The sequence below is a fragment of the Pseudomonas sp. KH_024_B2 genome, from assembly GCF_057839965.1.
The window spans coordinates 4309121-4333791 of the sequence record NZ_CM174502.1 but is presented as its reverse complement, the minus strand read 5'-3'; the positions used below and the strand labels follow the sequence as shown (position 1 = coordinate 4333791).

The window sequence follows — 24671 nt, the reverse complement described above, 5'->3', positions numbered from 1 at the left end:
CACATGCGTTTTGCCGTTCTCGGCAGTGGTAGCCAAGGGAATGGCACGCTTGTCGCCCGCAATGACACGTACGTTCTGGTGGATTGTGGTTTCTCCTTGCGCGAAACCGAGCGGCGCCTGCTGCGCCTGGGTGTAAGCCCGACGCAGCTGAGTGCCATACTGGTAACCCACGAGCATGCCGACCACGTGCATGGCGTGGGTTTGCTGTCTCGGCGCTACAATCTACCGGTCTACCTCAGTCGCGGTACCTTGCGCGGGATGCGCAAACCCGTTGAACCGGCGGGCTTCGTGGCAGGTGGTGAGCAACTTCAGGTCGGTGCCTTGAGCATCAAAGTGATCTCAGTATCCCACGATGCGCAGGAGCCGACGCAGTACGTCTTCAGTGACGGCGAGCGGCGTTTCGGCCTGTTGACCGATCTGGGTTCGTATTGCAGCAAGGTGCTGGAAGGCTATCGGGATCTCGATGCGTTGATGATCGAGTCCAACCATTGCCGCGACATGCTCGCCCGCGGTCACTACCCGTACTTTCTCAAGCAACGGGTGGGCGGTGAGCTGGGACATTTGAATAACCATCAGGCGGCATTCCTGGTGGCGGAGTTGGGCTGGAAAGACCTGCAACACCTGGTCCTGGCCCATCTGAGCAGCAAGAACAACCTGCCGCAGCTGGCCCGGCAATGTTTTGTCGACACCCTCGGGTGCGACCCGGACTGGCTGCAACTGGCCGATCAAGATTCAGGGCTCGACTGGCGACATATCGCCTAGCCCACCTACTTAGCAAGCGGAGCCCATCATGGAAAAACGTGAAGAACTCTACCGCGGCAAAGCCAAATCGGTTTACAAGACCGATGACGCTGACCGCTTGATCCTGCTGTTTCGCAACGACACTTCGGCGTTCGACGGCAAGCGTATCGAGCAGCTCGACCGCAAAGGCATGGTGAACAACAAGTTCAACGCCTTCATCATGCAGAAACTCGAAGAAGCCGGCGTGCCGACCCAATTCGACAAACTGCTGGGCGACAACGAATGCCTGGTGAAAAAACTCGACATGATCCCGGTCGAGTGCGTCGTGCGTAACTACGCCGCCGGCAGCCTGGTCAAGCGCCTGGGCGTCGAAGAAGGTCTCAAGCTCGAGCCTTACACCTTCGAACTGTTCCTCAAGGACGACGCCAAGGGCGACCCGTTCATCAACGAATCCCACGTCGTGGCGTTCGGTTGGGGCAAAGCCGAGCAACTGGTTCGCATGAAAGAACTGTCGCTCAAGGTCAACGAAGTCCTGAGCAAACTGTTCGACGACGCCGGCCTGCTGCTGGTCGACTTCAAACTCGAATTCGGCGTGTTCCACGGCGAAATCGTCCTCGGTGACGAATTCAGCCCGGACGGCTGCCGTCTGTGGGACAAAGCCACCGGCAAGAAAATGGACAAAGACCGCTTCCGCCAGGGCCTCGGTGATGTGATCGAAGCCTACGAAGAAGTCGCCCAGCGTCTGGGTGTACCGCTGTAATCGACGCAAGCGACTGATAGCACGGAATTTTTTTGCCCAGGGGCTTCGCTTTGGGCAAAGGTGCTGTTATGATGCGCGCCGTTGGAGAGATGCCAGAGTGGCCGAATGGGACGGATTCGAAATCCGTTGTACCTTCACCGGTACCTAGGGTTCGAATCCCTATCTCTCCGCCATACATAGAAAACCCTTGTAATTCAATTAGTTACAGGGGTTTTTTCTTTTCTGATGTACTACTCATTTGTACTACTTTGGAGGCGTCACCGTAAGTGACGGGCCTGGCTGGTGTGCATGGATGGGAAGAATCTGTTTGGGCTCGCTCGCCCTTGTTGCATGGTGACCTCCGGAAACAGTGTGTCGTTGGGCCTGTCGTCCTTGGCTAACACGCTGGCTCACTGCTGCGTATCTTTGAGTCTGTAAGCTGGTGAAAAGCTCGGCAGTAAGCACAGAAATCACATATTATTCGCGTCCAAACAAGGACAGTTCGGGGCTCGCGCCTTAATGACAGACGTCACGGTCAGCGAGCGGACTGGCTACTAGATGCCAACGCGGGCGTGATCTATGAAATCCAGACCTGAAGACGTACTGATCTATCACATTACAGATATTGCCAATCTCCCTGGGATTATCGCTTCCGGCCTTCAGTCAGATGCCGTGATGGTTCAATCGGGGGAGCACTCAGTCATTGGCTACGATCACATCAAGCTTCGTAGGCTTCGTGAGATAGGTGTCGACTGCTGCGGGCCTCGGTATGTCGGGGAATTTGTGCCCTTCTATTTTTGTCCCCGTACCCCGATGCTCTACACCGTCAACATGGGAAACACCGGGAAGCCTCAGGGGTGTCAACGTGACATTGTGCATCTTGTGAGCTCCGTCGGTACCGGTGTCGGGCTTCAACGGCAATGGGCCTTCAGCGACGGCAATGCTGGTGCTTACCACACAGACTTTTATAACGATATTGGTAAGCTCGCTGGCTTGGATTGGTCCACAATCAATGCCAAGTACTGGGGAGAAAAACGGCACCAAAAGCAGTCAGAGTTCTTGGTGGCGGAGCAATTCCCTTGGCAGGGGATCCATTTTATTGGCTGCCACAATCAGGCGGCGGTTGAGCGAGTGCAAAAGATCATGCGCGATTCAACACATCAGCCTGAAGTGAGAGTCAAAAATGACTGGTACTTCTAATATGATCAAGCTTAGCGAAGGAAACCTTCTTACAGCGCCCGCTGAAGCGTTGGTGAACACCGTGAACACTGAAGGTGTCATGGGTAAAGGTATCGCGCTGCAATTCAAGCAGGCGTTTCCTGGAATGTTCAAAAGCTACCAGGACGCTTGCAAGAATGATGCCGTTCAGCTCGGTAAAGTCCATGTGTTTGATCTTGGCGGGTTGGTTGGTGGGCCGCGCTGGATTATCAACTTTCCAACCAAGGGGCATTGGAAGTCAAAAAGCAAGCTAGAGAATATTCAAAGCGGCCTTGATGATCTAGTTCGTAAAGTGAATGAATTGCATATCAAGTCTATTGCAATTCCTCCACTTGGTTGTGGGTTGGGCGGCCTTAAATGGGAGGAAGTTCAGCCAGCAATTGAAGAGGCATTCTCAGTCTTGCCAGAAGTTGAGGTACTGTTATATCCGCCATCTGGTGCGCCCGCAGCAAAACAAATGCCGAATACAACAGAGCGTCCCAAGATGACCGACGGTCGTGCCGCACTGATCCTTTTGATAGATCGTTATCTCAAAGGGCTTCTGGATCCATTTGTCAGTTTGCTAGAAGTTCATAAGCTAATGTATTTCTTGCAGGAGAGTGGGAAGCCACTTCGGCTACAGTTCGAGGCTAAACAGTATGGCCCATATGCTAAGAACCTTAGACAAGTACTGATCAAGTTAGATGGTCACTTTATCCATGGCTACGGAGACGGTCAGGACGATCCCACCAAGCCGTTGGAGCTAAAGGCGGGCGCTATCGAAGAAGCTGAGCAATTTCTGTGCGGAGATGTCGAAACCATGCATCGCATGGAAATGGTTGCTGAGCTAATTGATGGATTTGAAGACCCATATGGAATGGAGCTACTCAGCACAGTTCATTGGGTTATGTGTAATGCCCCGGGAGCCAAAGATGATCCTGAGCTTGCCATCAGGGCTGTACATGACTGGAGCGAGCGGAAGAGAGCTTATTTAAAGCCCTCCCACCTGGAAAGAGCCTGGCATCGTCTGAAGAAGACGAATTGGGATTCTGAATCTCGAAGCAGCATCCGCTAGTAGTTTATCGGGGCTGGGCCCTATTTCTCTGCCATACATAGAAAAGCCCCGTAACTCAATGAGTTACGGGGCTTTTTTCCGATTGTATTACTCATTAGTACTACTCCTCTAAGGCCGTCCTGGCCATTTTGAGCCGCTTTGGTTGCTTCTCCTTTACCTCCCTCCTGATTTGCTGAGTTCGGTCCCTGAGCTTTACCTGATCGGCCGGGCGCTGGATTTGTAAGCGATCCATAAACCCCACCTACCGTATGGCCGGGGTATGAAGTCAGGTATTCGAGTCGGATATATGCTCCACTTGAGTTCTTACCCCAAACAACCGGTCGGCTATCTGCCGACCTCGCTCCACCCCTTCAGCCGTCAACCAAATCGATTTGTTCTTGTTCACCGGATTACTGATGAAACCCTGTTCATGCAATCGGTTCATGGTCTCGAAGTCGAACCCTTTCCAAGTATTGCCATTATCGAAACTGAAGGTTGCCAACAGGGCAAGCACGGCTTCTTCAATCAGTCTATCGTCGTATTCCATGATCGTTGCTCCGCTCGTATTCAGTAAGTTCCGTAAACCCCCACCAACCTCAAGATGGATAGCGCGTTTAACTACGCGATACCGGCGAGCAGTTCCAAGGCAGCAGTGCTTCGTAGTCCTCAACCGAAGACGCCATTGGCAGGCGCTCAAGTGCGTGGCGCAGCCACGCATAGGGCTCCTGGCCGTTGGCTTTGGCGGTCTCGACCAAGCTGTAAAGTTGAGCACTGGCCGCTGCGCCTTTCGGCGTATCGCTGAACAACCAGTTCTTTCGGCCGATGACAAAGGGCCGGATCGCGCGCTCGGCGGCGTTGTTGTCGATCGGCAAGTAACCCGCTTCGACATACCGCTCAAGTTTGTTCCAGTTGCTTGCCAGGTAGCCAACGGCTTTGCCCAAGGCATTCTGCGCTGTCACTTGTGGCTGCGTTTTTTCCAGCCAACTTTTCAACTGGGCCAACACGGGCAAGCTGTTTTCATGGCGGCCTGCATGACGCTGTTCGTCGTCGCTATCTTTAAGGTCGCGCTCAATGCCATACAGCTTATTGATCAAGTTCAGCGCGATATCCGCGCGCCCAGTCTTGCCTTTGGGCTGCACCTTCTGTGCTTCCACGAATTTGCGCCGCGCATGTGCCCAACAGCCTAAACGCTCGACACCGGATTGCGCGCCCAAGGCGTTATAACCGGCGTAATCGTCGGTCATCAGGTAGCCGCGATAACCGTCGAGCAGGCGCGACGGCACCTCCTGCGCCCGGCTGGTCGAGTAGTCAAAAAGGATCACGGGCTGATTTGGCGGTCCGCCGGTTTGCACCCACATCCAGGACTGGCTGCTCGGTTCTCGACCAGGCTCTTTCAGCACTTGCACGCGTGTTTCGTCGCAGTGGATGACGCGACTTTCCAGCAGCCGATCGCGCATCAAGTTGAGCAAGGGTTGCAGGTGTTCGCCACACTGGATAATCCAGCGTGCCAAGGTTTGTCGTGGAATATCGATGCCGTGGCGACCGAGTACTTTTTCGAAGCGATGCAGTGGCAGGCCATCGACGTATTTGGTCGTCAGCAGCATTGCCAGGACACTGGGGCTGGCCATGCTTTTTTCAATCAATTGAGCAGGCTTGTCCGCTGTAACCGGTGCGGTTTCGCAATCGCGGCAACCATAGATCTTGCGAACATGTTTGATCACGCGGATTTGCATCGGCACGATCTCGAGCTGCTCGCTGATTTCCTCGCCAATGCTGTGTTTACGGCAACCGCAGGCACAGGTCAGTTCATGCTCGGGCAGTTCGTGGATGACTTCGATACGCGGAAGATCGGCGGGCAGAGGCTTGCGCTTACCGCGCTGTTTGGTCGGCGCTACGACCTCTTCTTCCAGCGTTTCGTCGACAGACTCGGCCACGCTTTCAGCTTCGTTGAACAAGGCCATTTGCGGGGTCGCGGGATCGGCTGTTTGCTCTGACTTGCGCCCGAAGAGGCGCTGACGCAACAGCGCGTTTTCTTCTTCGAGATGAACGATTTTGCCCTTATCCGACTCGCGCTCACTCAGCATCTGCGCAAGCAATTGCTTGAGCACAACAGGGTCGTCAGGAAGGTCTTTGGGCATGGAAATCATGCCCTGGATTATACCGAATCAGGCGACGAATCGAGGCGTCAAAACTTGATGTGGTCGATTACGCCACAAATCAAAACCGTCCAATAACCAGTTGAGTTCTTGAACCGTCAGCACGATGGCTTCATCCGAACAATCCGGCGATGTTTTGAAGCGTTCGGATTCCAGGCGCTTTAGCCAAAGGCAAAAGCCGTTGCGTTCCCAATACAAAATCTTCACGCGGTTTCGAGGTTTGTTGAGGAAGACGAAAAGCACGGGGTCGAACACCGCGACCTTGATGTCCAGTTCGACCAGAGCGGCGAGGCCGTCGACGGATTTTCGGAAGTCGACGGGCTTGGGGTACAGATAGACTTTTTCGACTTTGGCGTCGGGACGCATCATGAGGTGCGGGCTCCGGAAAAGAATCGGGAGCACAGCATCGCGGATCAGGTGGCGGCTTTGAATGTGGGGTTCATGGAGCGCTTAGTGCGCCAGCCAAGCTGGCAGTTGATAAAGGGTGAAAGTCCCTACGAGAGAAGTTATGGCGAAACACCTCGACCCCGAGTCATGCGTTGTGCACCGTGAGGTGTACGGCGAAGCGTTGGCAGGGGAAACCAGCAGGCCAGCCATTGAGCCGCGAAATCATGAGTCCAGGGCGCCGACGCTGTTAAGCGAAGCGGAAGGCCACAGTGTGCATGACGATAATCGCAAGCCATGTTTCACGCCCTGCGCGGTCGTAGACCCTGAGCATGCTGGGAAGTCAACTGTACGGAAGCTGGGAGATCTCACCCGTGTCTGGTCGTGACAAGCCAGACGGGGCAGGAAAGGTCACAAGCCCAAAGCCTGCCGTCTACGCGGATGAGAAGTCGGATAACTCCGTAGTACCTGAGAAGTTGTCGAACAATGGGTTTTGCTCAGCGGAGACGATGGAGGAAAGGGAGTTAGCCAAGGGGAACAGCGAACAGCCTTCCGCACCCCGGACGCAGAGCCGGACAAGTGCGTTGTCAGGGTTGCTCGCTGTACGTCAAGCAGCTCGGCGAGATCGCCGGGTAAAGTTCACGAGCTTGCTGCACCACGTGACGGTCGAGCTATTGCACGAGAGTTTCTACAATCTCAAGCGAGACGCGGCCAGTGGTGTGGATGGTCTATCGTGGCGAGAGTACGAGCAAGGTCTGCTCACAAGGCTGACAGCCTTACACGACAAAGTGCACAGTGGCCGCTATCGCGCCCAGCCTGTTCGGCGGGTGTTTATCCCAAAGGCAGATGGTAGCGAGCGCCCGCTGGGCGTAACCGCATTGGAAGACAAGATCGTCCAGACCGCAGTCGTGCAAGTGCTCAACGCAATTTATGAGCAGAACTTTCTCGGACTCTCGTATGGTTTTCGCCCAGGTCGAGGGCAACACGATGCATTGGATGCGTTATCGGTAGGAATACAGAACTCGCGTGTTCGTTGGATATTGGACGTGGATATTCGAGCGTTCTTTGACACCATCGATCACGAATGGATGATGTGCTTCCTGCAACACCGAATTGCGGATAGGCGAATGTTAGCGCTGATAGCTCGATGGTTGCGCACAGGTGTTCTCGAAAATGGAAAGCGCATTCCTGCGAAGCAGGGCACGCCGCAAGGTGCGCCCATTTCACCGTTGCTTGCCAACATCTACCTGCACTACGTGATGGACTTGTGGATCAGGCAATGGCGCGAGCGTACTGCACGAGGTCAGATGATTGCTGTGCGGTACGCAGACGACAGTGTGCTTGGGTTTGAAAAGCATGAAGATGCATGGAGTTTTCGCCAGGCGTTGGAGGCTCGACTAGCTCAGTTCAACCTGACACTGCATCCAGAGAAAACACGGTTGCTACGGTTTGGCTGGTTCGCGATCGAAGATCGCAAGAAGCGCGGAGAAGGAAAACCGGAAACTTTCGATTTTCTCGGGTTCACGCATATCTGTGATCAAACCAAGAACGGGATGTTTGTGGTTAGACGCGTGACCATCGCCAAGCGTATGAGAACGACAATCAGGGAGATACGGGCGCAGTTACACAAGTGCAGGCATGAGCCCGTCCCGGTAATCGGACAATGGTTGAGCCGTCTGTTTAAAGGTTACTGCAACTACTATCACGTACCCGGTAACACACGGCGACTGGATGCCTTTCGCCGTGAAGTGATCGGTGCGTGGAGGCATGCTCTTAAACGGCGAAGTCAGCGGCACCGTCTGAACTGGGAACGCATGACTACGTTGGCCCGGCTATTCATAGCCTATCCAAGAGAGCTACCAATGCATCCGCATCCCATAACCCGCTTCGGCGTCAAAACCCAAGGCAGGAGCCGTATGCGGTAATTCCGCACGTACGAATCTGTGCGGGGGGTGGCAGGTGACTGCCATTCCTACCGCGACCAGAAATCAAGTCTTTGCCTATCTTGACTTATGGCCGATTGCCGCTATTTGTTCTTGCGGGGATGGGGCGTTTCAGCCCGGATACTCATTCACCAACGGAAGAACCAACACTCCCAACGATAAGGACAGCGCATGTTTACTGATATCAAGCCCGGACCAAAACCAGCACGAGACGACGGCAAAGATGACAGACGGCGTCACGTAAACCCTGAAAACAAGCCTAAGCATCCAACGCTACCGACACACAAACCTTCCAAGTAGGAAGTCAAAACCTGCTGTACGCAATGGGGCTGCTTAGTTTGTTGCAGAAATATTAACTAGGCACGCTTCACTGCTTGGGGATTCCAACGGTGGCGATATGTTGGCATCTGTATTGTCTGGCATGGTGGTCATCCTTAAGTGATGTGGTTAGGGAGTGTGCGTGCTTGCTTGGCACGGGATATGTCATGGTATTAGCTTCGAGCATTCATCTGTGGTTGCCATCCCTCCCATTGTGCTTGGAAACAAGATCGCCTATCTCCGAATTCTCCGTGCTACGCTCTCCGTCCTTGCCTGAGCTAAACGTTAGGAGTCACAGTGATAGAGACTTTCATTTCCCGCCCAAACTGGGCTCCTCCAGTGATTGAGAAAAAGCTTGAGCCATTCTACCAACTGCTCAAAGACTCTGGATTCAAAGCAAACACCATTGGCAAGAGCCAGGTACCGCTACGCTCTCCATTTGAAGATGTTCGCCGACTAATGCAAAAGTGTCAGTGCACTATCGTGCTCGGGCTTCCCCAAATTTTCATGCACAGCGGCAACGTCAAACATGTGCCTATCGAGAAGAACCTCAACTTGCCCACTGAGTGGAACCAGATTGAAACGACCATGTCTTTGATGCTGGACCTGCCAACGCTGGTCTTGCTTCACAAGAATGTTGCAAGTCGAGGCATTTTCGACCGTGGCGCGGCAAACGTGTTTGTACATGCATTCGATGTCTTGGAAACAAACTGGCTGGAAGATATTCACCATGCACTTCAATCGCTCAAGAGCGAAATTGACTGATAAGTCGATTCGAATGCATACCTGCTATGGAAAATGCGAATGGGTGGTTACCTCGATACATTCCGCCCTATGGGACAAAAGGGGACGGATTTATTTTCTAACCAAGATGCGAGACCTCGCTCCGACGTAAATAAATCCGTCCCCTTTTCGGGAGCGGGAATCGGTGGCTGAACAGATGCGTTTGATGGGGCTGGAGGCGTCGGCGAATCGGACGTATCGCAACTGGGTGCAGCGGTTGCATGAGCGGGTGATGGAGGCGTTGTCGAGGCGGGTTGAGAGGCGTACCGCTTGACCGTTTGTCTGGAGGGGTTACGTCAACCTTGCTCCAATATCGCGCCCACTTCTTGCTGAAGTGGACGCCCGATTTTTCCGCTTTGCTGATTTTCCGTTCAGGGGTAGAACGTTGCCAGGTTGTTTGTTCTGCGCCAAGAAATCTGTTCTCGATGATTCACCCAGCCAATGCGTTCAACACATTTACAGGGTCATTATGAATGGCTTTGAGGAGTGCTTTAGCTGGCCCTGTCGGATCGCGACGGCCTTGCTCCCAGTTGCGCAGAGTGCCCAGTTGTACGTCAATCAAGGCTGCGAATTTGGCCTGCGTCAAACCGGTCGCTTTCCGAATTTCTTTGACTTGTAGCGCATCGACATGGAATTCGCGGGAGGGCTGACGTTCACCTCGTACGATCTCGTCCATCCGCTGCACGCTTTCCATCAGCTCATCAAAAAATTTGCTCATGGTTATCTCCAATGTTCGATGACGGCCTTCAACGCTTTGCGTTCATCGGCGGTCAGGTCTGCTGTTCATTTTTTGGGTAGATCATTAACAACGCAATCTGCGAATCCGAGACAAAGTGGTAATAGATCACTCGAGCTCCGCCTCGTTTGCCGTGGCCTTTGGCCGCGACTCGAATTTTACGAATTCCACCTGTGCCTTCGATCACATCGCCAGCCGAAGGGTTCAGCACCAGCACCAGCACCTTCTGCAAGGCGATGTGGACGTCATCATCCATCAGCTCTTTGGCTCGGCGGGTGAAGATTGGGGTCTCAATGAAAATCATGGATAATGTACGCCAATGGCTTACTTTTGGGCAATGCTAATCCCACACTGATTGGCGTGCATCCGGTCAGTTGTAACCAGTTTTTAAGCAATGCTTGAGATGCGGGAGGACGATAAATATGCCATCCAGCAAAGATCCCACCGCCTGGGCCCGCTATAAGCCGGAGTAGGCCTTGAAGAGTGTGTGATTTTCCTTGTTTTCATGGCTTGTAGCGGTCTGCGAGAAGTCAAGAAGGGGGTCGAATCCAGGGCATCTGATTACCGGGGTACGGCTCTTGTACGGATGTAAATTGACTGTCCATGGCTGTACGGCTAGTATCCGTACATGGTTCGAAATTCCGCTGGATGACCAGGATTGAGCGCAGCTCATGAACATAACCAGGCTGCTGAAGCGCGGTACTGCAACAAAATGACACTCAGAGCACACTCTGAACGGGTACACCTTATGTTAGAAATTAACGAAATACTCAAAGCGCCAAAAAATGCTCGGCTTGAGCTCAAAACCACGGATGTCGCTAAAGAGTTCATCCGCAAGGCTGCTTCAATCTCGGGGCTTGATATGACCTCTTTCATTATTTCGTCTGCCTTTGAAAAGGCCGAAGAGGTGATGGAGAAACATCGGCGCATCGAAGTGTCGGAACAAGCCTATGCCCGCGCCCTGGAGATCCTTAACGAGGATTCGACGCCGACGCCTGGGCTACTGAACCTGATGAGAGGGAAGCATGGGGACAACAGCGATTCCGGCCTATGAAATCGACAATAATTTGCAGGCCCGTTTCGAGTCTTACCAGTATTTGAAAGATTTCGATTGTGGGCTTGTCATGATGGACGAGTACTACAAAAGCAATTTGAAGCGTGCCTTGAAGAGCGAAAACATTCGGGGTATTGGTGCCATCAGCTCGGCGAGTGAAGTCGTCGGCTTTGGTACGCTCACGCTGGGGCATATTGATAAGACCCTGGCAAAGTCCGTTATCAAAAAATCCAACCTGCCGTCTCAGCTTTCCGTCGTACGCATGGTGATGTTTGGTGTGGATCGCCGATATCAGGGGCTTGGCATCGGTCAGGAAATCCTGAGACATACGTTCATCCAGGCAGTCAAGGTTCACCGAGAGGTGCCTATCAAAGGTCTGTACCTGGATGCGGCGCCGAATGCCGTTTCATATTATGAGTCTTTAGGGTTTCAAGCGCTGAGCGGGCCAGATATCAGGGGAAGTACCCCTATGCTCATCAGCATCGAACCCGTTTTGCGGGCGATTATTGAGACGGCAGAGTAGCTCAAATGGCATTCCAGTCAGCGTAACTGACTCCACGGTGATGGCCTGTTGAATGGTTGCGGACATTGATCTCCGGTATCGATCTGCCCGGCTACGCTTCGCTCATGGTCGCCGTGACCTTTTTGGGCGGCCTGCAACTGATTGGTATCGGGGTGCTGGGCGAATACCTGGGCCGAACCTACATCGAATCAAAACGCCGCCCGGTTTACCTGGTGCGTCGCGTCTACAACGCCAAGGACTGACCATGGATCTCAAGGAAACCGACATCCTCGGTTCAAGCATCGAGCAGCATTGGTACTACCGTTCAAAAGCCGCCGCCACCAGGCGTCTGCTGGGTGATGCGCGGATCGGCAAGATTCTCGATGTTGGCGCCGGCTCGGGTTTTTTTTCCCATCATCTGCTGACCCATACGCCTGCCAGCGAGGCCTGGTGCGTGGACATCAGTTATGCGGCGGACTCGGACGCCACAACCGCGGGCAAACCGGTGCACTATCGCCGATCGATCGAGTCAGTGGATGCCGATCTGGTGCTGCTGATGGATGTGCTGGAGCATGTCGATGACGACGTCGGATTGCTCAAGGCCTACGTCGACAAAGTCCCGTCCGGCAGTCGTTTCCTGATAACGGTGCCTGCGTTCCAGTTCCTCTGGAGCGGGCACGATGATTTTCTCGAACACAAGCGTCGCTACACCTTGGCGCAACTGGAAACGGTGGCCAAAGACGCAGGTTTGACGGTCAAGCAGGGGGCTTACTACTTCGGCCTGGTTTTCCCAATCGCTGCAACCCTGCGGCTGCTGTCAAAAGGTGCACAAGCGTCGCCACCGCGCTCGCAACTCAAACGACATCATCCTGTGGTCAATACACTGTTGAAGACGTTGTGCAGCATCGAGCTGCCTTTCATGGGCGCGAACCGGCTGGCCGGTCTGACGGTGTTCTGTCTGGCGCAGAAGCCGTGACGTCACATCGCTGCCTGAGTGACCGGCGATGAGCCGGGAGACCGGCGCCGACAAGTCGGCCTTGATCAAACGAGCCATGCGTTTTGCCGTGACGGGGTTGTTCGTCACGGCCCTTCATGCCCTGGTTGCCGTGCTGTTCATCAACTATGTGTTGCCCCTGCCGCCCTTGGCCAATGGCGTGGCGTTCGCCGTTGCGACCGTGGTTTCCTACGTGCTGAACACCACCTGGAGTTTTTCCAGCCGATTGCACGGCCGAACGCTGCTGCGTTTTCTGCTGGTGTCGGGTGCCGGTTTCTTCTTGGCGATGCTGGTGGCCTGGGCCGCCCAAATGGCCGGGCTTCATTACTTGCTGGGGATCGGGGCGGTGGCGTTGACCATTCCGGCGTTCACCTTTGTGCTGCATAACTTCTGGACGTATCGATGACGGGTGTCGAAAGCTGCTCATCTGTCATGAGCAGCTTTGCATCACATTACTTCACCGGAGGTGTTTCAAGACCCGGTTTTTTATGGATCAACGCATAGACTTCCTTATGCGTCGAATTACGGATGGCATTGGTTTTACAAGCGAAGGTTAGAAACTCTTCGACTTTGTCCGTAGCGCCTGGATAGAGGTTGGCGACATAAGATTTTTCGTGAGGCTGGCTGCAGTTGAAATACAGGTCGTCTTTTGCTTTGTCTCTAGCCATGAATAATTTCCTTATAGGGTTATAGGTGGTTTTCGGGGCGGCAGTCGTTTTGACCCCAAGCCATCCACAGCTTAATGGCGTTCGACTGCCTTGCCAGACGCGGCCTGAAAAAAGCAAATGACTGTACGAAGCAGGACGTGATCGTCGGTTTTTTAAACGAATAACCGCCCCTGCGTATCCGGTTTATCGGTGGTTCGGATCCAATCGTGCGGCAAGGGCCGTAGCCTCTGTGCATAGACGCCGGTCCTCACTCCTCCCTAAACTGTGCTCCGTCTTTGAGACTGGGTGCAGCAGATGAATCGCAATGAACTGCGCAAGGCCGACATCAATCTGATGGTCGTGTTCGAAACCCTGATGCTGGAGCGTAATGTGACGCGGGTGGCGGAGAAGCTGTTTCTCGGGCAACCCACCATCAGTTCGGCGCTCAATCGTTTGCGCACGCTGTTCAACGATCCGCTGTTCATCCGGGTCGGTCATCGCATGGAGCCGACGGCGAGGGCAGAGGAGATCATTCGGCACCTGTCGCCGGCGCTGGATTCGTTGTCGGTCGCGCTGAGTCTGACCCACAACTTTGATCCCGCCAGCAGCACCATGACCTTTCGCATCGGTTTGTCCGATGATGTCGAGTTCGGTTTGCTGCCGCCGTTATTGCGTGCGCTGCGCCAAGAGGCGCCGAAAGTGGTGTTTGTCGTCCAGCACGTCGATTACTGGCGTATCCCGGACTTGCTGGCATCCGGCGACATCACCGTCGGGATCAGCCAGACCCGCGGCCTGCCGGCCAATGCCAAACGCAAATTGCTCAGGCATATTCATCCCAGCGTGTTGCGCGCGGACGCCTCTGAAGCCCCGCTGACCCTGGATGAATACTGCTCACGGCCGCATGTGCTGGTTTCTCACACGGCCAATGTCAGCGGCTTCGCGGATGAATGGCTGGCGGAAATCGGCCGCACGCGCCATGTGGTGCTGTCCGTGCCGCAATACAGCTCCTTGCCGGCATTGCTCGCCGGCACTGACATGATCGCCAGCTTGCCGGATTACGCGGGCGCCGCCATGGCCGTTTCAGGTCAATTGTTCAACGAGCCGTTCCCGTTCAAGACACCGACGCTGGACCTGTCCATGGTCTGGTTGAGTCACGTTGATGCCGATCCGGCCGAGCGTTGGCTGCGTTTGCGCCTGGAAGCGTTTATGAGTGAGCATGGTTTGTCTGATTTAGAGAACCTCAAGCCGCTCTGAAACCATGGTCTGCGCCGCTGTGTTATATCTACGAACTTTCCTTCAATCGATCAGGAGCACCCAATGCCTCACCTGCATATGGAATACACCCCCAACCTGCCAGCGCTCGATGCCGACAAGGCGTTGTTGCGACTCAACCATGCGTTGGTGGCTTCCGGGCAGTTTGCGGCGGAGTTCGATATCAAGAGCCGGGCAGTGCAGGTGGGCGCCTTCAGGGTGGGCACCGGCTTGGGCGAGCGGGCTTTTGTGCATGTGAAGCTGGCGCTGTTGAGTGGCCGTTCGGCCGAGATCAAGAAACAGTTGTCGCAAAGCCTGTTGGCCGTGCTGCAGGATCTGTGTGAGTGGCCGGCCGATGTAGAAGTGCAGTTGTGCGCGGAGATTCTGGATATTGATCGTGAGTCTTACACCAAGACCGCTATCGGCCACTGACCGGCGAGGCCTTGGGTTCAGAGCAAACCCTGTTCCGCGCAGACCTTGACCACTTGCTCACGAAGCCAGGTATTGGCGCTGTCCTGATCGCTGGCTTCGTTCCACTGCATGTCGAGGGTGAATCCGGGCAAGCCGCTCGGTGCTTCGCAATGGCTGAACACCGCGGCATTGGCCAGCAGCGTTTGAATCCGCCGCGGCAGTGTCAGGATGAAGTCAGTGCCGGTGATCATCTTCAGAGCCGCACTGTAGCTGTTGGACCGCGCGACAATCTGCCGTTTATGCGCCTGGCGGGTCAGCCAGCCGTCGACCATGTTGGTATTGGACGTCCAGGGCGTGGGGAACACGTGACGACGTTCAACGAACGACTGCAGGCTCAAGCGCGGCTCCATCGGGGTTGCGCGTTTATCGAAGACACAGACCAGATCGTCTTCAACCAGCATCCGGGATTTGAAGTCTTTGTGGCTGTGGTGAAAGTCGGGGCCGAAGCAAATCACCAGATCAAGGCTGCCGTCGCGCAGTTCATCGGCGGGAATATCGGTTTCGAGTTTGTGCACATTGATGATCACCGGCAGGTCGGCGAAATCGAAGTTTCTCAATAACCGCGGTAGAATCAACAGCTCGAAATATTCCGGCGCGCAAATGTTGAAGGTCACGGCTTTCTGGGTCGGATCGAAGGCTTGAACACCGGAATGGCAGAGGTTGATGCTTTCAAGAATCTTTAGTACATGCCCGTACATGGTGCTGGCTTTGCAGGTCGGATGCATACCCGTTCGAGTGTTGATGAACAACTCGTCTTCGAAGCCGGTGCGCAGCTTTTTCAGGCAATAACTGACGGTGGACTGGCTGACGCAGAGGGATTCAGCCACGCCAGTGACGCTGCGTTGTTCATACACGGCGATAAACACCATGAGGTCCTGCATGTCGAGCTTTCTAAGCAAGTTGCTGTTCAGCATCAGTTCCGTCTCGATGAACTCCTTGCGCTGGTTGAGCGCAACCTATCCGTGAAAGGGTAACGGAACGATAGTCCCAGGAGAATACCCCGTAGGAGGTTTCATTGTCGGATGTGGGGCACAACCTGTAGGTGACACGACCTGCGCATTCAATCGCCAATCATATCGTCAAATGCCCTCAACAATCTGCGGCTGATCTTACGCCGTCGCAGGTTCCGGGCGTCGGCTGGAGATAACCAGCGCCAGCATGCCGATCCCCACCAGCAGCGCGCCGATGAATTCCATCAGCGGCGGTTGTTGCCTGAGCCATAACCAATGGAAGAGGGTGATGAACAGCGTGCTCAGGTAAACGTAGGAAATTACCGTGGACGGAGCAATGACCCCGATCGCCCGATGCAGCAGCCAGAAAGTAGCCAGTGTGGCGAACAGCGCGAGGTAGACCAGCCACAACACATCACTGACCGCCAATAGCGAGCCGGTGCGCCAGCCGCCGCTGAACAGGCAGAACACAAACAGAAACAGCGAGCCGAACAACATATTCCAGAAGGTCATGGCCACCGGGCCGCGACCTTTAAGACTGTGATCTTTGAGTCGCTGGCTCAGGGGTGAGTAAAAGGCCATCGCCAGACAGCCAAAGCCATACACCGCAACGGCATAGAGCGACGGCAATTCGCCTGGTCCTGTGCCTTTGAGAATCAGCAGCAGCGCGCCGACCGCTGCGATCAGCATGGGCAGCCAGCGGTTTTTCAAGCTGTTATTGGGCAGCAGGAAGGCTTCGAACAGCAGACTCATCAAGGGCACGAGGGTGAACATCGTTCCGGTATTGGCCGCAGAGGTGTAGCGCAAGGCTTCGAACAGCGAACCGAAATACACCGCCAGCAACAACCCGAGGACTGCATGGCTGAGCAAGCCGCGAGCGGTCATGGGCGTGGTGCCTTTGAGCAGCAGCATCGGCAGAAACATCAAGGCTGAAAACAGCAGCCGCAGACCGGTCAGGAGAATCGGGTCGATGGCTTGACTGACCTGTGCGGCAGCAAAAAACGAAGCGGCGATCAACAGTGCCCAAAGCAGCATACCGGCGTTTGCCGCAGCGAAACTGAGGTTTTTCATGTGCGCTACCTGCGAGTCAATGGAGGTGTTTGGCATAATGTCGCGGGTCAAAGCGCAGGACCATGACCATCATCACGGCCATTACGGCGGTGAGTGACCACCAGGCCCACTCGAAGCTGCCCGACTGATCGCGAATCATCCCGGCAATCAGCGGCGAAAGTCCTGCTATCAGGTAGCCGACGCCTTGTACAAAAGCGGTGAGAGTGCCGGCTCGTTGCGGGTTTTCCAGGTGATCGAGAGAGACGATCAGGCTCATCGGGAACAGCCCGCCGATACCCAGCCCTAACAAGCACGGCCACAACAGACTCAAGTGCTGCGGGCTGAGAATCAGGCCGCAGAAGCCCGCCATGATCAATGTCAGCAGCACCACCAACACCAGACGTTTGTCCCGGCTGCGGTTGGCAATGGCGGGTGTCACCAACCCGGACAACACTTCCATGGCCGTCAAAAAACCTAGCAGCAGTCCAGCGCTTTGTTCACTCCAGCCTTTTTCGACGTAGTACGGAGCGAGCCAGGCGAGTACGCAAGTGTAGGACGCGGTACCCAGCCCGAAGAAAATCGCCAGCAGCCAGGCTCGGGGATTGCCGAAAAATGACTCCTTGCGTTGCGAAGTCTGCGGCGGTGCCAACAGGGTCGAGCGTTGGGCATACCAGGGCAGCAGGGCCAGCAATGCCAGCGCTGCCCAGATCGCCAGACCCATTCGCCAACTGCCGGTTTGCAGCACCACCAGTGGGGCAAATGAAGCTGCGATGGCCGCACCGCCCATGATCGAAGTAACGTACAAACCCATGAACAGCGAGACGTTTGCACTGAAGCGGGATTTGATCAGTGCTGGCATCAGCACCTGAATCAGCGCGATCCCGATTCCCGCGAGCACCGCGCTGAGAATCAACTCCACCGCGGAGTCGAGAAACAGCCGCGAAACGCTCGCCAGACCGATGATCAGCAGCGACAGAACCACCGTGCGGTGTTCGCCAAGGCGTTGGCTAATACGCATACCAAAGAACATCGCCAGGCCCATGGCCATGACCGGCAACATGGTCAGCAGCGACGCCAGGCTGAAGCTCAGTGCAACATCCCCGCGAATCGCCGAGAGCAATGGCCCGACAGCGGCCATCGACGGTCGCAAGTTCAGCGCCAGCAGAATCACGCTGACCATTAGCCAGACGGCGGGACGGCTTGCAGCACGAACGTTTTCCATAACCAGACCTTGAATGACAAGGGGGAATTAGGCGGTTTTGGATAGGGTTCGGCAACTCAGAAAGTCACTTGGGGTATTTGGAAATTAGATGGTTTATCAGGTCAACCGCGTCATTGTTCTTCGCGGGCAAGCGAAGCGGCGCCCGACCCTTCCCACAGGTTGCGCTGATTCTGTGGGAGCGGGCTTGCCCGCGAAGGCGGTCTAAAGGCTCGCGCCGATTTCTCCGCAGACAGTGGCTTTTGAATCAGAACGGCCTGGTCGGCAAGTACTTGCCATCCAGGGTGATCACCGCCCGGGAACCGCCGTCCGGATCTTCGACTTTTTTGATGTCCAGTTTGAAGTTGATGGCGCTGATGATGCCGTCGCCGAACTGTTCGTGGACCAAGGCCTTGAGCGTCGAGCCGTAGACTTGCAGCATTTCATGGAAACGGTAGATGGTCGGGTCGGTCGGGATGCCGCCCTGGATACTGCCGCGCAATGGCACGCTTTGCAGCAGGCGGCTGGCGTCCTGGTCCAGGTCGAGTTTTTTGCAGACCACCTCGGCAGCTTCCGCCGGCAGCGGGTGTTGACCGAGCAGGGCGGCGGTAACGAAGGCCAGGCTCAGGCCGGTGCCGTCCGTCAGGTCCTGCCACGACAGGTTCTTGCGGGCCTTGGCGTCGATGATGGTATCGGCCAGGGCCAGGCGTGGGGCTTGAGTGAATTGGGATTGCAGCATGATGATTTCCTCTTGGGTGATGTAAGAAATATCGGTTAGGCGGCGTGTTGCGGTTTGGTGGACAGGGCACAGGTCTTCGGGTGTTCGGCGAGCGAGACGAAGCGTTGGCTGGTGCCGTCCAGCGAGGCGATGCAGCCGCTTTCGATGTCATAGACCCAGCCGTGCAGGTTCAGTCGACCCTGCTCCAGGGCCAGAGCGACCGAGGGGTGGGTCTTGAGGTTGGCCAGTTGGGCGATGACGTTTTCCCGTACCAGCGAATCCAGCCGGTCTTGGGTTGATGCGTGAGTACGAGAGGCGTTGATCACCTTGGCCGACTCGGCGTGGCGCAGCCAGTTGGCGACTGCCGGTAAGTGGTCGAGGCATTTGCAGGTGGCAATGGCGGTCATCGCGCCGCAGTCGGAATGGCCGCAGATCACGATGTCGCTGACGCCGAGCACGGCGACTGCATATTCCACGGTGGCCGACACGCCACCCGGCTCCGGGCCGTAGGAGGGGACAATGTTGCCGGCGTTGCGGATCACGAACATGTCGCCGGGTTCTTGCTGGGTCAGCAGTTCCGGGACCACGCGGCTGTCGGAGCAGGTGACGAACAAGGTGCCGGGGCTTTGGGTGGTGGCGAGCTGTTTGAACAGTTCGCTGCGCTCTGGAAAGGCGTCACGCTGGAACTTGAGGAAGCCGTCGATGATGTCTTGCATGGTGGTTCTCCTTGCGTCGCTGATGGGGCAAGGATGAAAGTTTTCAACTATAGCGTCCAAGACCGATCTATTATTGTTTCCATAAGTCATGCCTATAGTTGAACGACCATGTTGTTACGTCATATACGTTACCTGCTCGCGGTTGCCGAACATCGCAACTTCACCCGAGCCGCCGAAGCACTGCATGTGTCTCAACCGACGCTGTCACAGCAGATCAAGCAACTGGAGGACTCCCTCGGTGCGCCGTTGTTCGACCGTTCGGGGCGTTGCGTGCGCCTGACCGACGCCGGAGAGGCCTATGTGCGTTATGCGCGGCAGGCCTTGCAGGATCTGCAGGCGGCCAAGCAGGCGATGCATGACGTGCAGGATCTGAGCCGGGGGGCGTTGCGTCTGGCGATGACCCCGACCTTCACCACCTATCTGATCGGCCCGTTGCTTACCCGCTTCAACAGCCTTTACCCGGCGATCACCCTGAGCGTCGAGGAAATGACTCAGGACCGTATAGAAGCGGCTCTGGCAGAGGACCAGCTGGATATCGGCATCGGTTTTGGCGGTGAGCACCTGGCCGATATCGAACCCCAGGCGCTGTTCGCCGAAACCCTGAGCCTGGTGGTGAGTGCTGCCCATCCAGGTTTTATCGGACAACAGTCGTTGACTGCGCACGAACTGGGCGAGCAGACGCTGGTCCTGCTCAGCAGCGACTTCGCCACCCGCCAGCACATCGACCGCTACTGCCGCGAGCAAAACATCGCGCCACGCATTGCAATCGAAGCCAACTCCATCAGCGCAATTATCGAAATCGTGCGCCACAGCCAACTGGCAACCATCCTCCCGCAATCCGTTGCCCGCGAGCAGACGGGATTGCAATCGCTGGCACTTGATCCCGAGTTGCTGCAACGCACCGTGGTGCTGCTCAGTCGCAAGGGTGCTTACCGAAGTGCCGCGTGTGGGGCGTTTGTCGAGTTGGTTGAACAGCGGGGGAATGTTTAGCCGTTCTCGCTGACCTGCGACGGGGGCGAAGGACTGTCAGTGATCAGGATGTCGGCGCTGCCAGCCACTGACTGACCACGCCGTCATAGAAACCGGTGGCCTTGCTCAGGTGCAGCCACTGATCGACGTAGCTTTTCCAGGCCACATCGTCGCGCGGCAGCAGGAAGGCCTTTTCGCTGTACTGCAGGTAACGTTCCGGATTGACCGCGCACAGACCTGGCTTGAGCTTCTGCTGGAAGCGGGCTTCGGAAGCGTCGGTGATCATCACGTCGGCCTTGTTCTCCAGCAACTGCTCGAAGATCGTCACGTTGTCCGGGAACAGCGTCAGCGCGGCCTTGGGCAGGTGGGCACGGGCGAAGATTTCGTTGGTGCCCCCCGGTGGCTCGATCAGGCGCACGGAGGGCTGGTTGATCTGCTCGATGTTTTGATAACGGTGCTTGTCGGCGCAACGCACCAGAGGGATTTTCCCGTCGACGCCCAGGGTTTCGCTGAAGAAGGCTTTCTTCTGTCGTTCCAGGGAGACCGAAATGCCGCCTACCGCGATGTCACATTTGTTCGCCAGAAAGTCCGGCATCAGGGTTTTCCAGCTGGTTTTCACCCACTTCACCTCGACCCCCAGGCTTTGCGCCAGGGACTGGGCCATGGCGATGTCGATCCCCTCGTAGCTGCCGTCTGCGCGCAGATAGGTATAGGGCTTGTAGTCGCCGGTGGTGCAGACAGTCATGTGCCCGCGTTCGATTACCTGGTCCAGGTGTGAAGGGCCGTCAAGGGCAAACACCTGGGAACTGAGGGTGAGTAGCGAGCAGAGCAAGAGGCGTATTTTCATGGGGGTTCGATCCTTGAGGGCTGCCGAGGGATGAAGAGGACGGGGGCATTACTTGCTGCGATTCAGCGCTGGGCAAGCACCTGGCCGGTAATCCTAGGCTGGGTGCGAATGTTTAGCCAACCTGCAACCAAGGTATTTCAATTCCGGATTTGACAGCTTATCCGGTCGTGTAACGCACCTGGCACCTGGCATCTGTTGTCTGCAGTTTTTCTTATGGAGTTGGTCAGTTGAGATCATTTTCGCGCCAGCGACGCGCCTGAACGATCAAGGCTGGCGCAAAGTGCAACACGACCATCCGCACCAGATGATGAGACAGGATGAACACAACGTTCAGCCCGCCACTGAACGCGACGATGGCGATGGTCTCGATGGCGCCAGGCATATACGCCATCCACAACGACAAGGGATCGTTGCCCAGGACCCGCCCGGCCATCCCGGCAAACGCCGCTGCGATCAGCAGCATCAGTGCTACGGAAATCAGCCCGGCCCGTCCGTGGCGAACAAGCTCCACCAAGGTGATTTCCTTGAATTTCGATCCAATCAGTACACCGAGGATGACTGCGGCGCAATCGACACTCCATTGCGGCATGTGGAATGCCTGGAGATAGCCCATCTTGATATAGACGCCGGTGGCGACGATCGCTGTGAGCATGAACGGTGCAGGGACGCCGACGCCCAACAACAAGCGGCCGAGCAAAATGCACAGGACGATCAGCGACAGCAGTGTCAGTAGCGTGCTCATGACCAGCGGGCTGCTCTCGCCAAGCGCCACGTCTGTATGCCCGGGAATGCAAAAACTGACCAGAACGGTGATCGACAGAAGTCGGACCAGATGCACGACGATCACCTTGCTGGACGCACGTTCGGACTCCAGCAAATCGAACACCGCGGCGAGTGCGCCCGGGTAGACCGCCAACAGGGAGTCCTTCAGGTTCCATCCCGAGACTCTGAGCAGCCAGAAACCGGCTACGGCGATCTGAGCCGTCAGGCACAGCAGCAGGAAGCCTAGGCTGGGCAACATGGCGGCCACCGTCTGGCTGTCCCACGACTCGAACATCAGGCCGGTAGCGATCCCCAGCACGATTTGCACGTAGCCAAGGCCGAAGCGCAGCGTGGGAGAGAAACGCCAGTTGCTGACGATCACCGCGGTCGCGAGTATCGAGCCAAGCAACAGGCCGTGGGGGACACCGGCATACTGCAGCGCGGTACCGACCCCGGTGGCAATTAGCAAACACAATAAGGTTTTCATGTTTTCTCAAGCGCCTAATGCGCGAAGATTCTTGTATATGATTTCCGCCTGCATCTGCAGGGCATGGATCTTAATAACCTCGTAATTTTCATCGGTCTTAAGTCGCTCTTGATTATCGCTTTAAGCGATAAGTATGAAGGTCGGAGTTTTCCGATGAGCCTGTATCAATATTCTTTGCTTCTCAAAGAAATTTCCTACGCCGAAAACGAATGTTTAGCCAACCCACAACCAAACTTCGTCAAATCCACATTTAACGACTCATCTGCCCGTGTGACGCTGCTCGGCATCTGTTTGCTGCGGTTTTTTCTATGGGCGCTTGGCTGATCGGAATCAAACACGAGGCTTCGCCTGGCGCCAGCGCGTCGAGCCTTCGTCGTCGATTCACGCCTGCCACCGCGCCCAACTTCTCTGCACTCCCTTCCGAACTGGCCTTCTGGGCGCTGTGGCACTGTCGCCACGCGCGCCCACCGGATACCTACATTTCCCGTTACGTCTTCATATGGATCGCACTTCGCCCTGCGCGGTAGAGTGGATCGAACCGGCGGCGCCTGTGCGTTCGCCTGACGCACAAATACGAGAGTTCCCATGAGTTTTGCCACGACCCCCTTTGCCTCGAAGCAAGAAGCCCTGACTTTTCTTGAGCACAACCCGGATATCGAGATGTTCGAGTTGTTCATCCTCGACAACAACGGTGTGCCACGGGGCAAGTTGCTGCATCGCGATGAGCTGCTGGCGGTGTACGAAAGCGGCCGGCCGCTGCCGAGTACCATCCTCGGGTTGACCATCAATGGCGACGATGTGGAAAACTCCGGGCTGGTCTGGGAAGTCGGCGATATCGACTGCCGGGCCTATCCGCTCAGTGGCAGTTTGCAGCGTATGCCGTGGCGGCAGATCCCTACTGCAGCAGTGCAAGTCAGCATGCACCCGCAGGAGGGGATGCCGGCGACGGTGGCCGATCCCAGGCACCTGTTGGCCAAGGTGATCGATGGGCTCAAGGCTGATGGTTACTATCCGGTGATGGCGGCGGAGCTGGAGTTTTATCTGCTCGATCGCCAGCGCGACAGCAACGGTCGGCCACAACCGGCTCGGGATGTGGATGGCGGTCGGCCGCTGGCAACGCAGGTGTATGGCTTGCGTGAGCTGGAGCAGATCGAGCCGTTTCTCGCCGACCTCTACAACGCCTGCAAACTCCAGGGTATTCCGGCACGCACGGCGATTTCCGAGTACGCGCCGGGGCAGGTGGAGATCACTCTCGAACATCGCACTGATGCCTTGCAGGCGATGGATGAGGCGGTGCGCTACAAACGCCTGGTCAAAGGCGTGGCGCACAAGCACGGGATGACGGCCTGCTTTATGGCCAAGCCCTTCGATGACCTGGCTGGCACCGGCATGCACATGCACGTCAGTCTGGCGGACAAGGACGGCAATAACCTCTTCGCCAGCGAAGCGCCCGACGGTACGCCGCTGCTCAGGCAGGCGGTCGGTGGCATGCTCAGTACCTTGCTTGATTCATTGCTGATGTTCTGTCCGAACGCCAACTCCTACCGGCGTTTCCAGACCAATAGTTACGCGCCGCTGGCCGCCACCTGGGGTGTGGACAATCGCACGGTAAGCCTGCGAGTGCCTGGCGGCCCGGCATTTTCCCGGCATATCGAGCACCGTATCTGCGGTGCCGATGCCAACCCGTATCTGGCGGCGGCAGCGATTCTGGCGGGCATTCATCGGGGTATTCGCGAGCAGCGCGATCCTGGCGCGCCGGTTGAAGGGAATGGTTACGCCCAAGCCAAAGAGCTGTTGCCTACGGACTGGCTGACTACCTTGCGCGCGCTGGAGGGTTCGTCCTGGGCTCGGGACGCGTTCGGGGTCGGGTTTCTTGGGGTTTATCTGGCGGTGAAGCGTGCCGAGTACCGTCAGTTCATGGGCGAAGTGGGTGAGCAGGACTGGCGCTGGTATTTGCACCAGGCCTGAAGCGTCGAGAGCCTGAGAAAAAGTTTTGGCAATTTG

The 24671-nt window shown here is 56.1% G+C and carries 27 protein-coding genes, 1 tRNA gene and 2 pseudogenes; 17 read left to right on the top strand and 13 right to left on the bottom strand.

Annotation, left to right across the window (positions count from 1 at the left end):
- Window positions 1-3 precede the first annotated feature (3 nt).
- From AC3I0A_RS20160 to darG, 5 genes are all read left to right on the top strand, one after another.
- Complete coding sequence (locus tag AC3I0A_RS20160; protein ID WP_489374129.1) at window positions 4-762, top strand: MBL fold metallo-hydrolase; 759 nt, start codon at window positions 4-6, stop codon at window positions 760-762.
- Window positions 763-790: 28 nt separating this feature from the next.
- On the top strand, window positions 791-1501 hold the full coding sequence (purC, locus tag AC3I0A_RS20155) for a phosphoribosylaminoimidazolesuccinocarboxamide synthase (RefSeq protein ID WP_489374128.1): 711 nt from the start codon (window positions 791-793) through the stop codon (window positions 1499-1501).
- 83 nt (window positions 1502-1584) lie between these two features.
- Window positions 1585-1674: transfer RNA gene (locus tag AC3I0A_RS20150), tRNA-Ser, on the top strand.
- Between the two features lie 385 nt (window positions 1675-2059).
- Window positions 2060-2680, top strand: coding sequence for a type II toxin-antitoxin system toxin DNA ADP-ribosyl transferase DarT (darT, locus tag AC3I0A_RS20145; RefSeq protein WP_489374127.1), 621 nt, complete (start codon window positions 2060-2062; stop codon window positions 2678-2680).
- Complete coding sequence (gene darG / locus AC3I0A_RS20140; RefSeq protein WP_489374125.1) at window positions 2664-3752, top strand: type II toxin-antitoxin system antitoxin DNA ADP-ribosyl glycohydrolase DarG; 1089 nt, start codon at window positions 2664-2666, stop codon at window positions 3750-3752. Before darT ends, darG begins: the two co-directional genes overlap by 17 nt.
- A 265-nt stretch (window positions 3753-4017) precedes the next feature.
- On the opposite strand, the gene AC3I0A_RS20135 is transcribed toward darG, so the two are convergent.
- From AC3I0A_RS20135 to tnpB, 3 genes are all read right to left on the bottom strand, one after another.
- Window positions 4018-4278: a DUF6429 family protein gene (locus AC3I0A_RS20135; RefSeq protein WP_489374123.1), complete on the bottom strand. Its 261-nt coding sequence runs from the start codon at window positions 4276-4278 to the stop codon at window positions 4018-4020.
- Window positions 4279-4345: 67 nt separating this feature from the next.
- Complete coding sequence (gene tnpC / locus AC3I0A_RS20130) at window positions 4346-5878, bottom strand: IS66 family transposase (RefSeq protein WP_489374122.1); 1533 nt, start codon at window positions 5876-5878, stop codon at window positions 4346-4348.
- Between the two features lie 18 nt (window positions 5879-5896).
- Entirely contained in the window at window positions 5897-6256 is a 360-nt protein-coding gene (tnpB, locus tag AC3I0A_RS20125; RefSeq protein ID WP_489374120.1) for an IS66 family insertion sequence element accessory protein TnpB, read from the bottom strand.
- Window positions 6257-6918: 662 nt separating this feature from the next.
- Here tnpB and ltrA point away from each other — a divergent pair.
- Window positions 6919-8196, top strand: coding sequence for a group II intron reverse transcriptase/maturase (ltrA, locus tag AC3I0A_RS20120; RefSeq protein ID WP_489374119.1), 1278 nt, complete (start codon window positions 6919-6921; stop codon window positions 8194-8196).
- A 633-nt stretch (window positions 8197-8829) separates the two neighbouring features.
- A complete protein-coding gene (locus AC3I0A_RS20115; protein WP_489374117.1) occupies window positions 8830-9297 on the top strand; it encodes a hypothetical protein in 468 nt (155 codons plus the stop codon).
- Between the two features lie 448 nt (window positions 9298-9745).
- Here the strand turns inward: AC3I0A_RS20115 and AC3I0A_RS20110 are convergent, their stop codons facing one another.
- Together AC3I0A_RS20110 and AC3I0A_RS20105 are read right to left on the bottom strand one after the other, a co-directional pair.
- Window positions 9746-10033: a helix-turn-helix domain-containing protein gene (locus tag AC3I0A_RS20110; RefSeq protein WP_489374116.1), complete on the bottom strand. Its 288-nt coding sequence runs from the start codon at window positions 10031-10033 to the stop codon at window positions 9746-9748.
- Window positions 10034-10035: 2 nt separating this feature from the next.
- A pseudogene (locus tag AC3I0A_RS20105) lies at window positions 10036-10355 on the bottom strand (type II toxin-antitoxin system RelE/ParE family toxin).
- A 444-nt stretch (window positions 10356-10799) separates the two neighbouring features.
- On the opposite strand from AC3I0A_RS20105, the gene AC3I0A_RS20100 reads away from it, so the two are divergent.
- The 5 genes and pseudogenes from AC3I0A_RS20100 (at window position 10800) to AC3I0A_RS20080 (ending at window position 13007) form a co-directional block, all read left to right on the top strand.
- A complete protein-coding gene (locus AC3I0A_RS20100; RefSeq protein ID WP_489374114.1) occupies window positions 10800-11105 on the top strand; it encodes a type II toxin-antitoxin system TacA family antitoxin in 306 nt (101 codons plus the stop codon).
- Window positions 11077-11628, top strand: coding sequence for a GNAT family N-acetyltransferase (locus AC3I0A_RS20095; protein WP_489374112.1), 552 nt, complete (start codon window positions 11077-11079; stop codon window positions 11626-11628). Before AC3I0A_RS20100 ends, AC3I0A_RS20095 begins: the two co-directional genes overlap by 29 nt.
- Before the next feature lie 56 nt (window positions 11629-11684).
- Window positions 11685-11870: pseudogene (locus AC3I0A_RS20090) on the top strand (glycosyltransferase); the annotation flags it as partial.
- Window positions 11871-11872: 2 nt separating this feature from the next.
- Window positions 11873-12583 (top strand): class I SAM-dependent methyltransferase, encoded by a 711-nt coding sequence (locus AC3I0A_RS20085; RefSeq protein ID WP_489374110.1) that lies wholly within the window; start codon window positions 11873-11875, stop codon window positions 12581-12583.
- 28 nt (window positions 12584-12611) lie between these two features.
- Window positions 12612-13007: a GtrA family protein gene (locus AC3I0A_RS20080; RefSeq protein ID WP_489374108.1), complete on the top strand. Its 396-nt coding sequence runs from the start codon at window positions 12612-12614 to the stop codon at window positions 13005-13007.
- A gap of 46 nt (window positions 13008-13053) precedes the next feature.
- Here the strand turns inward: AC3I0A_RS20080 and AC3I0A_RS20075 are convergent, their stop codons facing one another.
- Window positions 13054-13269, bottom strand: a complete 216-nt coding sequence (locus AC3I0A_RS20075) for a hypothetical protein (protein ID WP_489374106.1) — start codon at window positions 13267-13269, stop codon at window positions 13054-13056.
- 294 nt (window positions 13270-13563) lie between these two features.
- On the opposite strand from AC3I0A_RS20075, the gene AC3I0A_RS20070 reads away from it, so the two are divergent.
- Both AC3I0A_RS20070 and AC3I0A_RS20065 read left to right on the top strand, forming a co-directional pair.
- Window positions 13564-14502 (top strand): LysR substrate-binding domain-containing protein, encoded by a 939-nt coding sequence (locus AC3I0A_RS20070; protein WP_489374104.1) that lies wholly within the window; start codon window positions 13564-13566, stop codon window positions 14500-14502.
- A gap of 63 nt (window positions 14503-14565) precedes the next feature.
- Complete coding sequence (locus AC3I0A_RS20065) at window positions 14566-14931, top strand: 5-carboxymethyl-2-hydroxymuconate Delta-isomerase (protein ID WP_489374103.1); 366 nt, start codon at window positions 14566-14568, stop codon at window positions 14929-14931.
- Between the two features lie 17 nt (window positions 14932-14948).
- On the opposite strand, the gene AC3I0A_RS20060 is transcribed toward AC3I0A_RS20065, so the two are convergent.
- The 5 genes from AC3I0A_RS20060 to AC3I0A_RS20040 all read right to left on the bottom strand — a co-directional run bounded on the left by AC3I0A_RS20060 (window position 14949) and on the right by AC3I0A_RS20040 (window position 19602).
- Window positions 14949-15884: a LysR family transcriptional regulator gene (locus tag AC3I0A_RS20060; protein WP_489374102.1), complete on the bottom strand. Its 936-nt coding sequence runs from the start codon at window positions 15882-15884 to the stop codon at window positions 14949-14951.
- A gap of 195 nt (window positions 15885-16079) precedes the next feature.
- Window positions 16080-16991 (bottom strand): DMT family transporter, encoded by a 912-nt coding sequence (locus AC3I0A_RS20055; RefSeq protein ID WP_489374100.1) that lies wholly within the window; start codon window positions 16989-16991, stop codon window positions 16080-16082.
- A gap of 16 nt (window positions 16992-17007) precedes the next feature.
- Window positions 17008-18192 (bottom strand): cyanate transporter, encoded by a 1185-nt coding sequence (locus tag AC3I0A_RS20050; protein ID WP_489374098.1) that lies wholly within the window; start codon window positions 18190-18192, stop codon window positions 17008-17010.
- Window positions 18193-18436: 244 nt separating this feature from the next.
- On the bottom strand, window positions 18437-18907 hold the full coding sequence (gene cynS / locus AC3I0A_RS20045) for a cyanase (RefSeq protein WP_489374096.1): 471 nt from the start codon (window positions 18905-18907) through the stop codon (window positions 18437-18439).
- Between the two features lie 35 nt (window positions 18908-18942).
- Window positions 18943-19602, bottom strand: coding sequence for a carbonic anhydrase (locus AC3I0A_RS20040; RefSeq protein ID WP_489374095.1), 660 nt, complete (start codon window positions 19600-19602; stop codon window positions 18943-18945).
- Window positions 19603-19710: 108 nt separating this feature from the next.
- Here AC3I0A_RS20040 and cynR point away from each other — a divergent pair, with 108 nt between their 5' ends.
- A complete protein-coding gene (gene cynR, locus AC3I0A_RS20035; protein ID WP_489374094.1) occupies window positions 19711-20592 on the top strand; it encodes a transcriptional regulator CynR in 882 nt (293 codons plus the stop codon).
- A 43-nt stretch (window positions 20593-20635) separates the two neighbouring features.
- Here the strand turns inward: cynR and AC3I0A_RS20030 are convergent, their stop codons facing one another.
- Together AC3I0A_RS20030 and AC3I0A_RS20025 are read right to left on the bottom strand one after the other, a co-directional pair.
- A complete protein-coding gene (locus AC3I0A_RS20030) occupies window positions 20636-21418 on the bottom strand; it encodes a transporter substrate-binding domain-containing protein (RefSeq protein ID WP_489374092.1) in 783 nt (260 codons plus the stop codon).
- 223 nt (window positions 21419-21641) lie between these two features.
- Window positions 21642-22667 carry an AbrB family transcriptional regulator gene (locus tag AC3I0A_RS20025; RefSeq protein WP_489374091.1) on the bottom strand — a complete coding sequence of 342 codons (1026 nt, stop codon included), beginning with the start codon at window positions 22665-22667 and terminating at the stop codon, window positions 21642-21644.
- 153 nt (window positions 22668-22820) lie between these two features.
- Between AC3I0A_RS20025 and AC3I0A_RS20020 the strand changes: the two genes are divergently transcribed.
- Together AC3I0A_RS20020 and AC3I0A_RS20015 are read left to right on the top strand one after the other, a co-directional pair.
- Window positions 22821-22991 (top strand): hypothetical protein, encoded by a 171-nt coding sequence (locus AC3I0A_RS20020; RefSeq protein ID WP_489374090.1) that lies wholly within the window; start codon window positions 22821-22823, stop codon window positions 22989-22991.
- 261 nt (window positions 22992-23252) lie between these two features.
- Window positions 23253-24635, top strand: coding sequence for a glutamine synthetase family protein (locus AC3I0A_RS20015; RefSeq protein ID WP_489374088.1), 1383 nt, complete (start codon window positions 23253-23255; stop codon window positions 24633-24635).
- Window positions 24636-24671: the final 36 nt, after the last annotated feature.

Bases quoted from the DNA above. Each gene is read 5' to 3' on its own strand.
- AC3I0A_RS20160 (WP_489374129.1), top strand. From the start codon at position 4: ATGCGTTTTGCCGTTCTCGGCAGTGGTAGCCAAGGGAATGGCACGCTT.
- purC (WP_489374128.1), top strand. From the start codon at position 791: ATGGAAAAACGTGAAGAACTCTACCGCGGCAAAGCCAAATCGGTTTAC.
- darT (WP_489374127.1), top strand. From the start codon at position 2,060: ATGAAATCCAGACCTGAAGACGTACTGATCTATCACATTACAGATATT.
- darG (WP_489374125.1), top strand. From the start codon at position 2,664: ATGACTGGTACTTCTAATATGATCAAGCTTAGCGAAGGAAACCTTCTT.
- AC3I0A_RS20135 (WP_489374123.1), bottom strand. From the start codon at position 4,278: ATGGAATACGACGATAGACTGATTGAAGAAGCCGTGCTTGCCCTGTTG.
- tnpC (WP_489374122.1), bottom strand. From the start codon at position 5,878: ATGATTTCCATGCCCAAAGACCTTCCTGACGACCCTGTTGTGCTCAAG.
- tnpB (WP_489374120.1), bottom strand. From the start codon at position 6,256: ATGATGCGTCCCGACGCCAAAGTCGAAAAAGTCTATCTGTACCCCAAG.
- AC3I0A_RS20110 (WP_489374116.1), bottom strand. From the start codon at position 10,033: ATGAGCAAATTTTTTGATGAGCTGATGGAAAGCGTGCAGCGGATGGAC.
- AC3I0A_RS20100 (WP_489374114.1), top strand. From the start codon at position 10,800: ATGTTAGAAATTAACGAAATACTCAAAGCGCCAAAAAATGCTCGGCTT.
- AC3I0A_RS20095 (WP_489374112.1), top strand. From the start codon at position 11,077: ATGGGGACAACAGCGATTCCGGCCTATGAAATCGACAATAATTTGCAG.
- AC3I0A_RS20085 (WP_489374110.1), top strand. From the start codon at position 11,873: ATGGATCTCAAGGAAACCGACATCCTCGGTTCAAGCATCGAGCAGCAT.
- AC3I0A_RS20080 (WP_489374108.1), top strand. From the start codon at position 12,612: ATGAGCCGGGAGACCGGCGCCGACAAGTCGGCCTTGATCAAACGAGCC.
- AC3I0A_RS20075 (WP_489374106.1), bottom strand. From the start codon at position 13,269: ATGGCTAGAGACAAAGCAAAAGACGACCTGTATTTCAACTGCAGCCAG.
- AC3I0A_RS20070 (WP_489374104.1), top strand. From the start codon at position 13,564: ATGAATCGCAATGAACTGCGCAAGGCCGACATCAATCTGATGGTCGTG.
- AC3I0A_RS20065 (WP_489374103.1), top strand. From the start codon at position 14,566: ATGCCTCACCTGCATATGGAATACACCCCCAACCTGCCAGCGCTCGAT.
- AC3I0A_RS20060 (WP_489374102.1), bottom strand. From the start codon at position 15,884: ATGCTGAACAGCAACTTGCTTAGAAAGCTCGACATGCAGGACCTCATG.
- AC3I0A_RS20055 (WP_489374100.1), bottom strand. From the start codon at position 16,991: ATGAAAAACCTCAGTTTCGCTGCGGCAAACGCCGGTATGCTGCTTTGG.
- AC3I0A_RS20050 (WP_489374098.1), bottom strand. From the start codon at position 18,192: ATGGAAAACGTTCGTGCTGCAAGCCGTCCCGCCGTCTGGCTAATGGTC.
- cynS (WP_489374096.1), bottom strand. From the start codon at position 18,907: ATGCTGCAATCCCAATTCACTCAAGCCCCACGCCTGGCCCTGGCCGAT.
- AC3I0A_RS20040 (WP_489374095.1), bottom strand. From the start codon at position 19,602: ATGCAAGACATCATCGACGGCTTCCTCAAGTTCCAGCGTGACGCCTTT.
- cynR (WP_489374094.1), top strand. From the start codon at position 19,711: ATGTTGTTACGTCATATACGTTACCTGCTCGCGGTTGCCGAACATCGC.
- AC3I0A_RS20030 (WP_489374092.1), bottom strand. From the start codon at position 21,418: ATGAAAATACGCCTCTTGCTCTGCTCGCTACTCACCCTCAGTTCCCAG.
- AC3I0A_RS20025 (WP_489374091.1), bottom strand. From the start codon at position 22,667: ATGAAAACCTTATTGTGTTTGCTAATTGCCACCGGGGTCGGTACCGCG.
- AC3I0A_RS20020 (WP_489374090.1), top strand. From the start codon at position 22,821: ATGAGCCTGTATCAATATTCTTTGCTTCTCAAAGAAATTTCCTACGCC.
- AC3I0A_RS20015 (WP_489374088.1), top strand. From the start codon at position 23,253: ATGAGTTTTGCCACGACCCCCTTTGCCTCGAAGCAAGAAGCCCTGACT.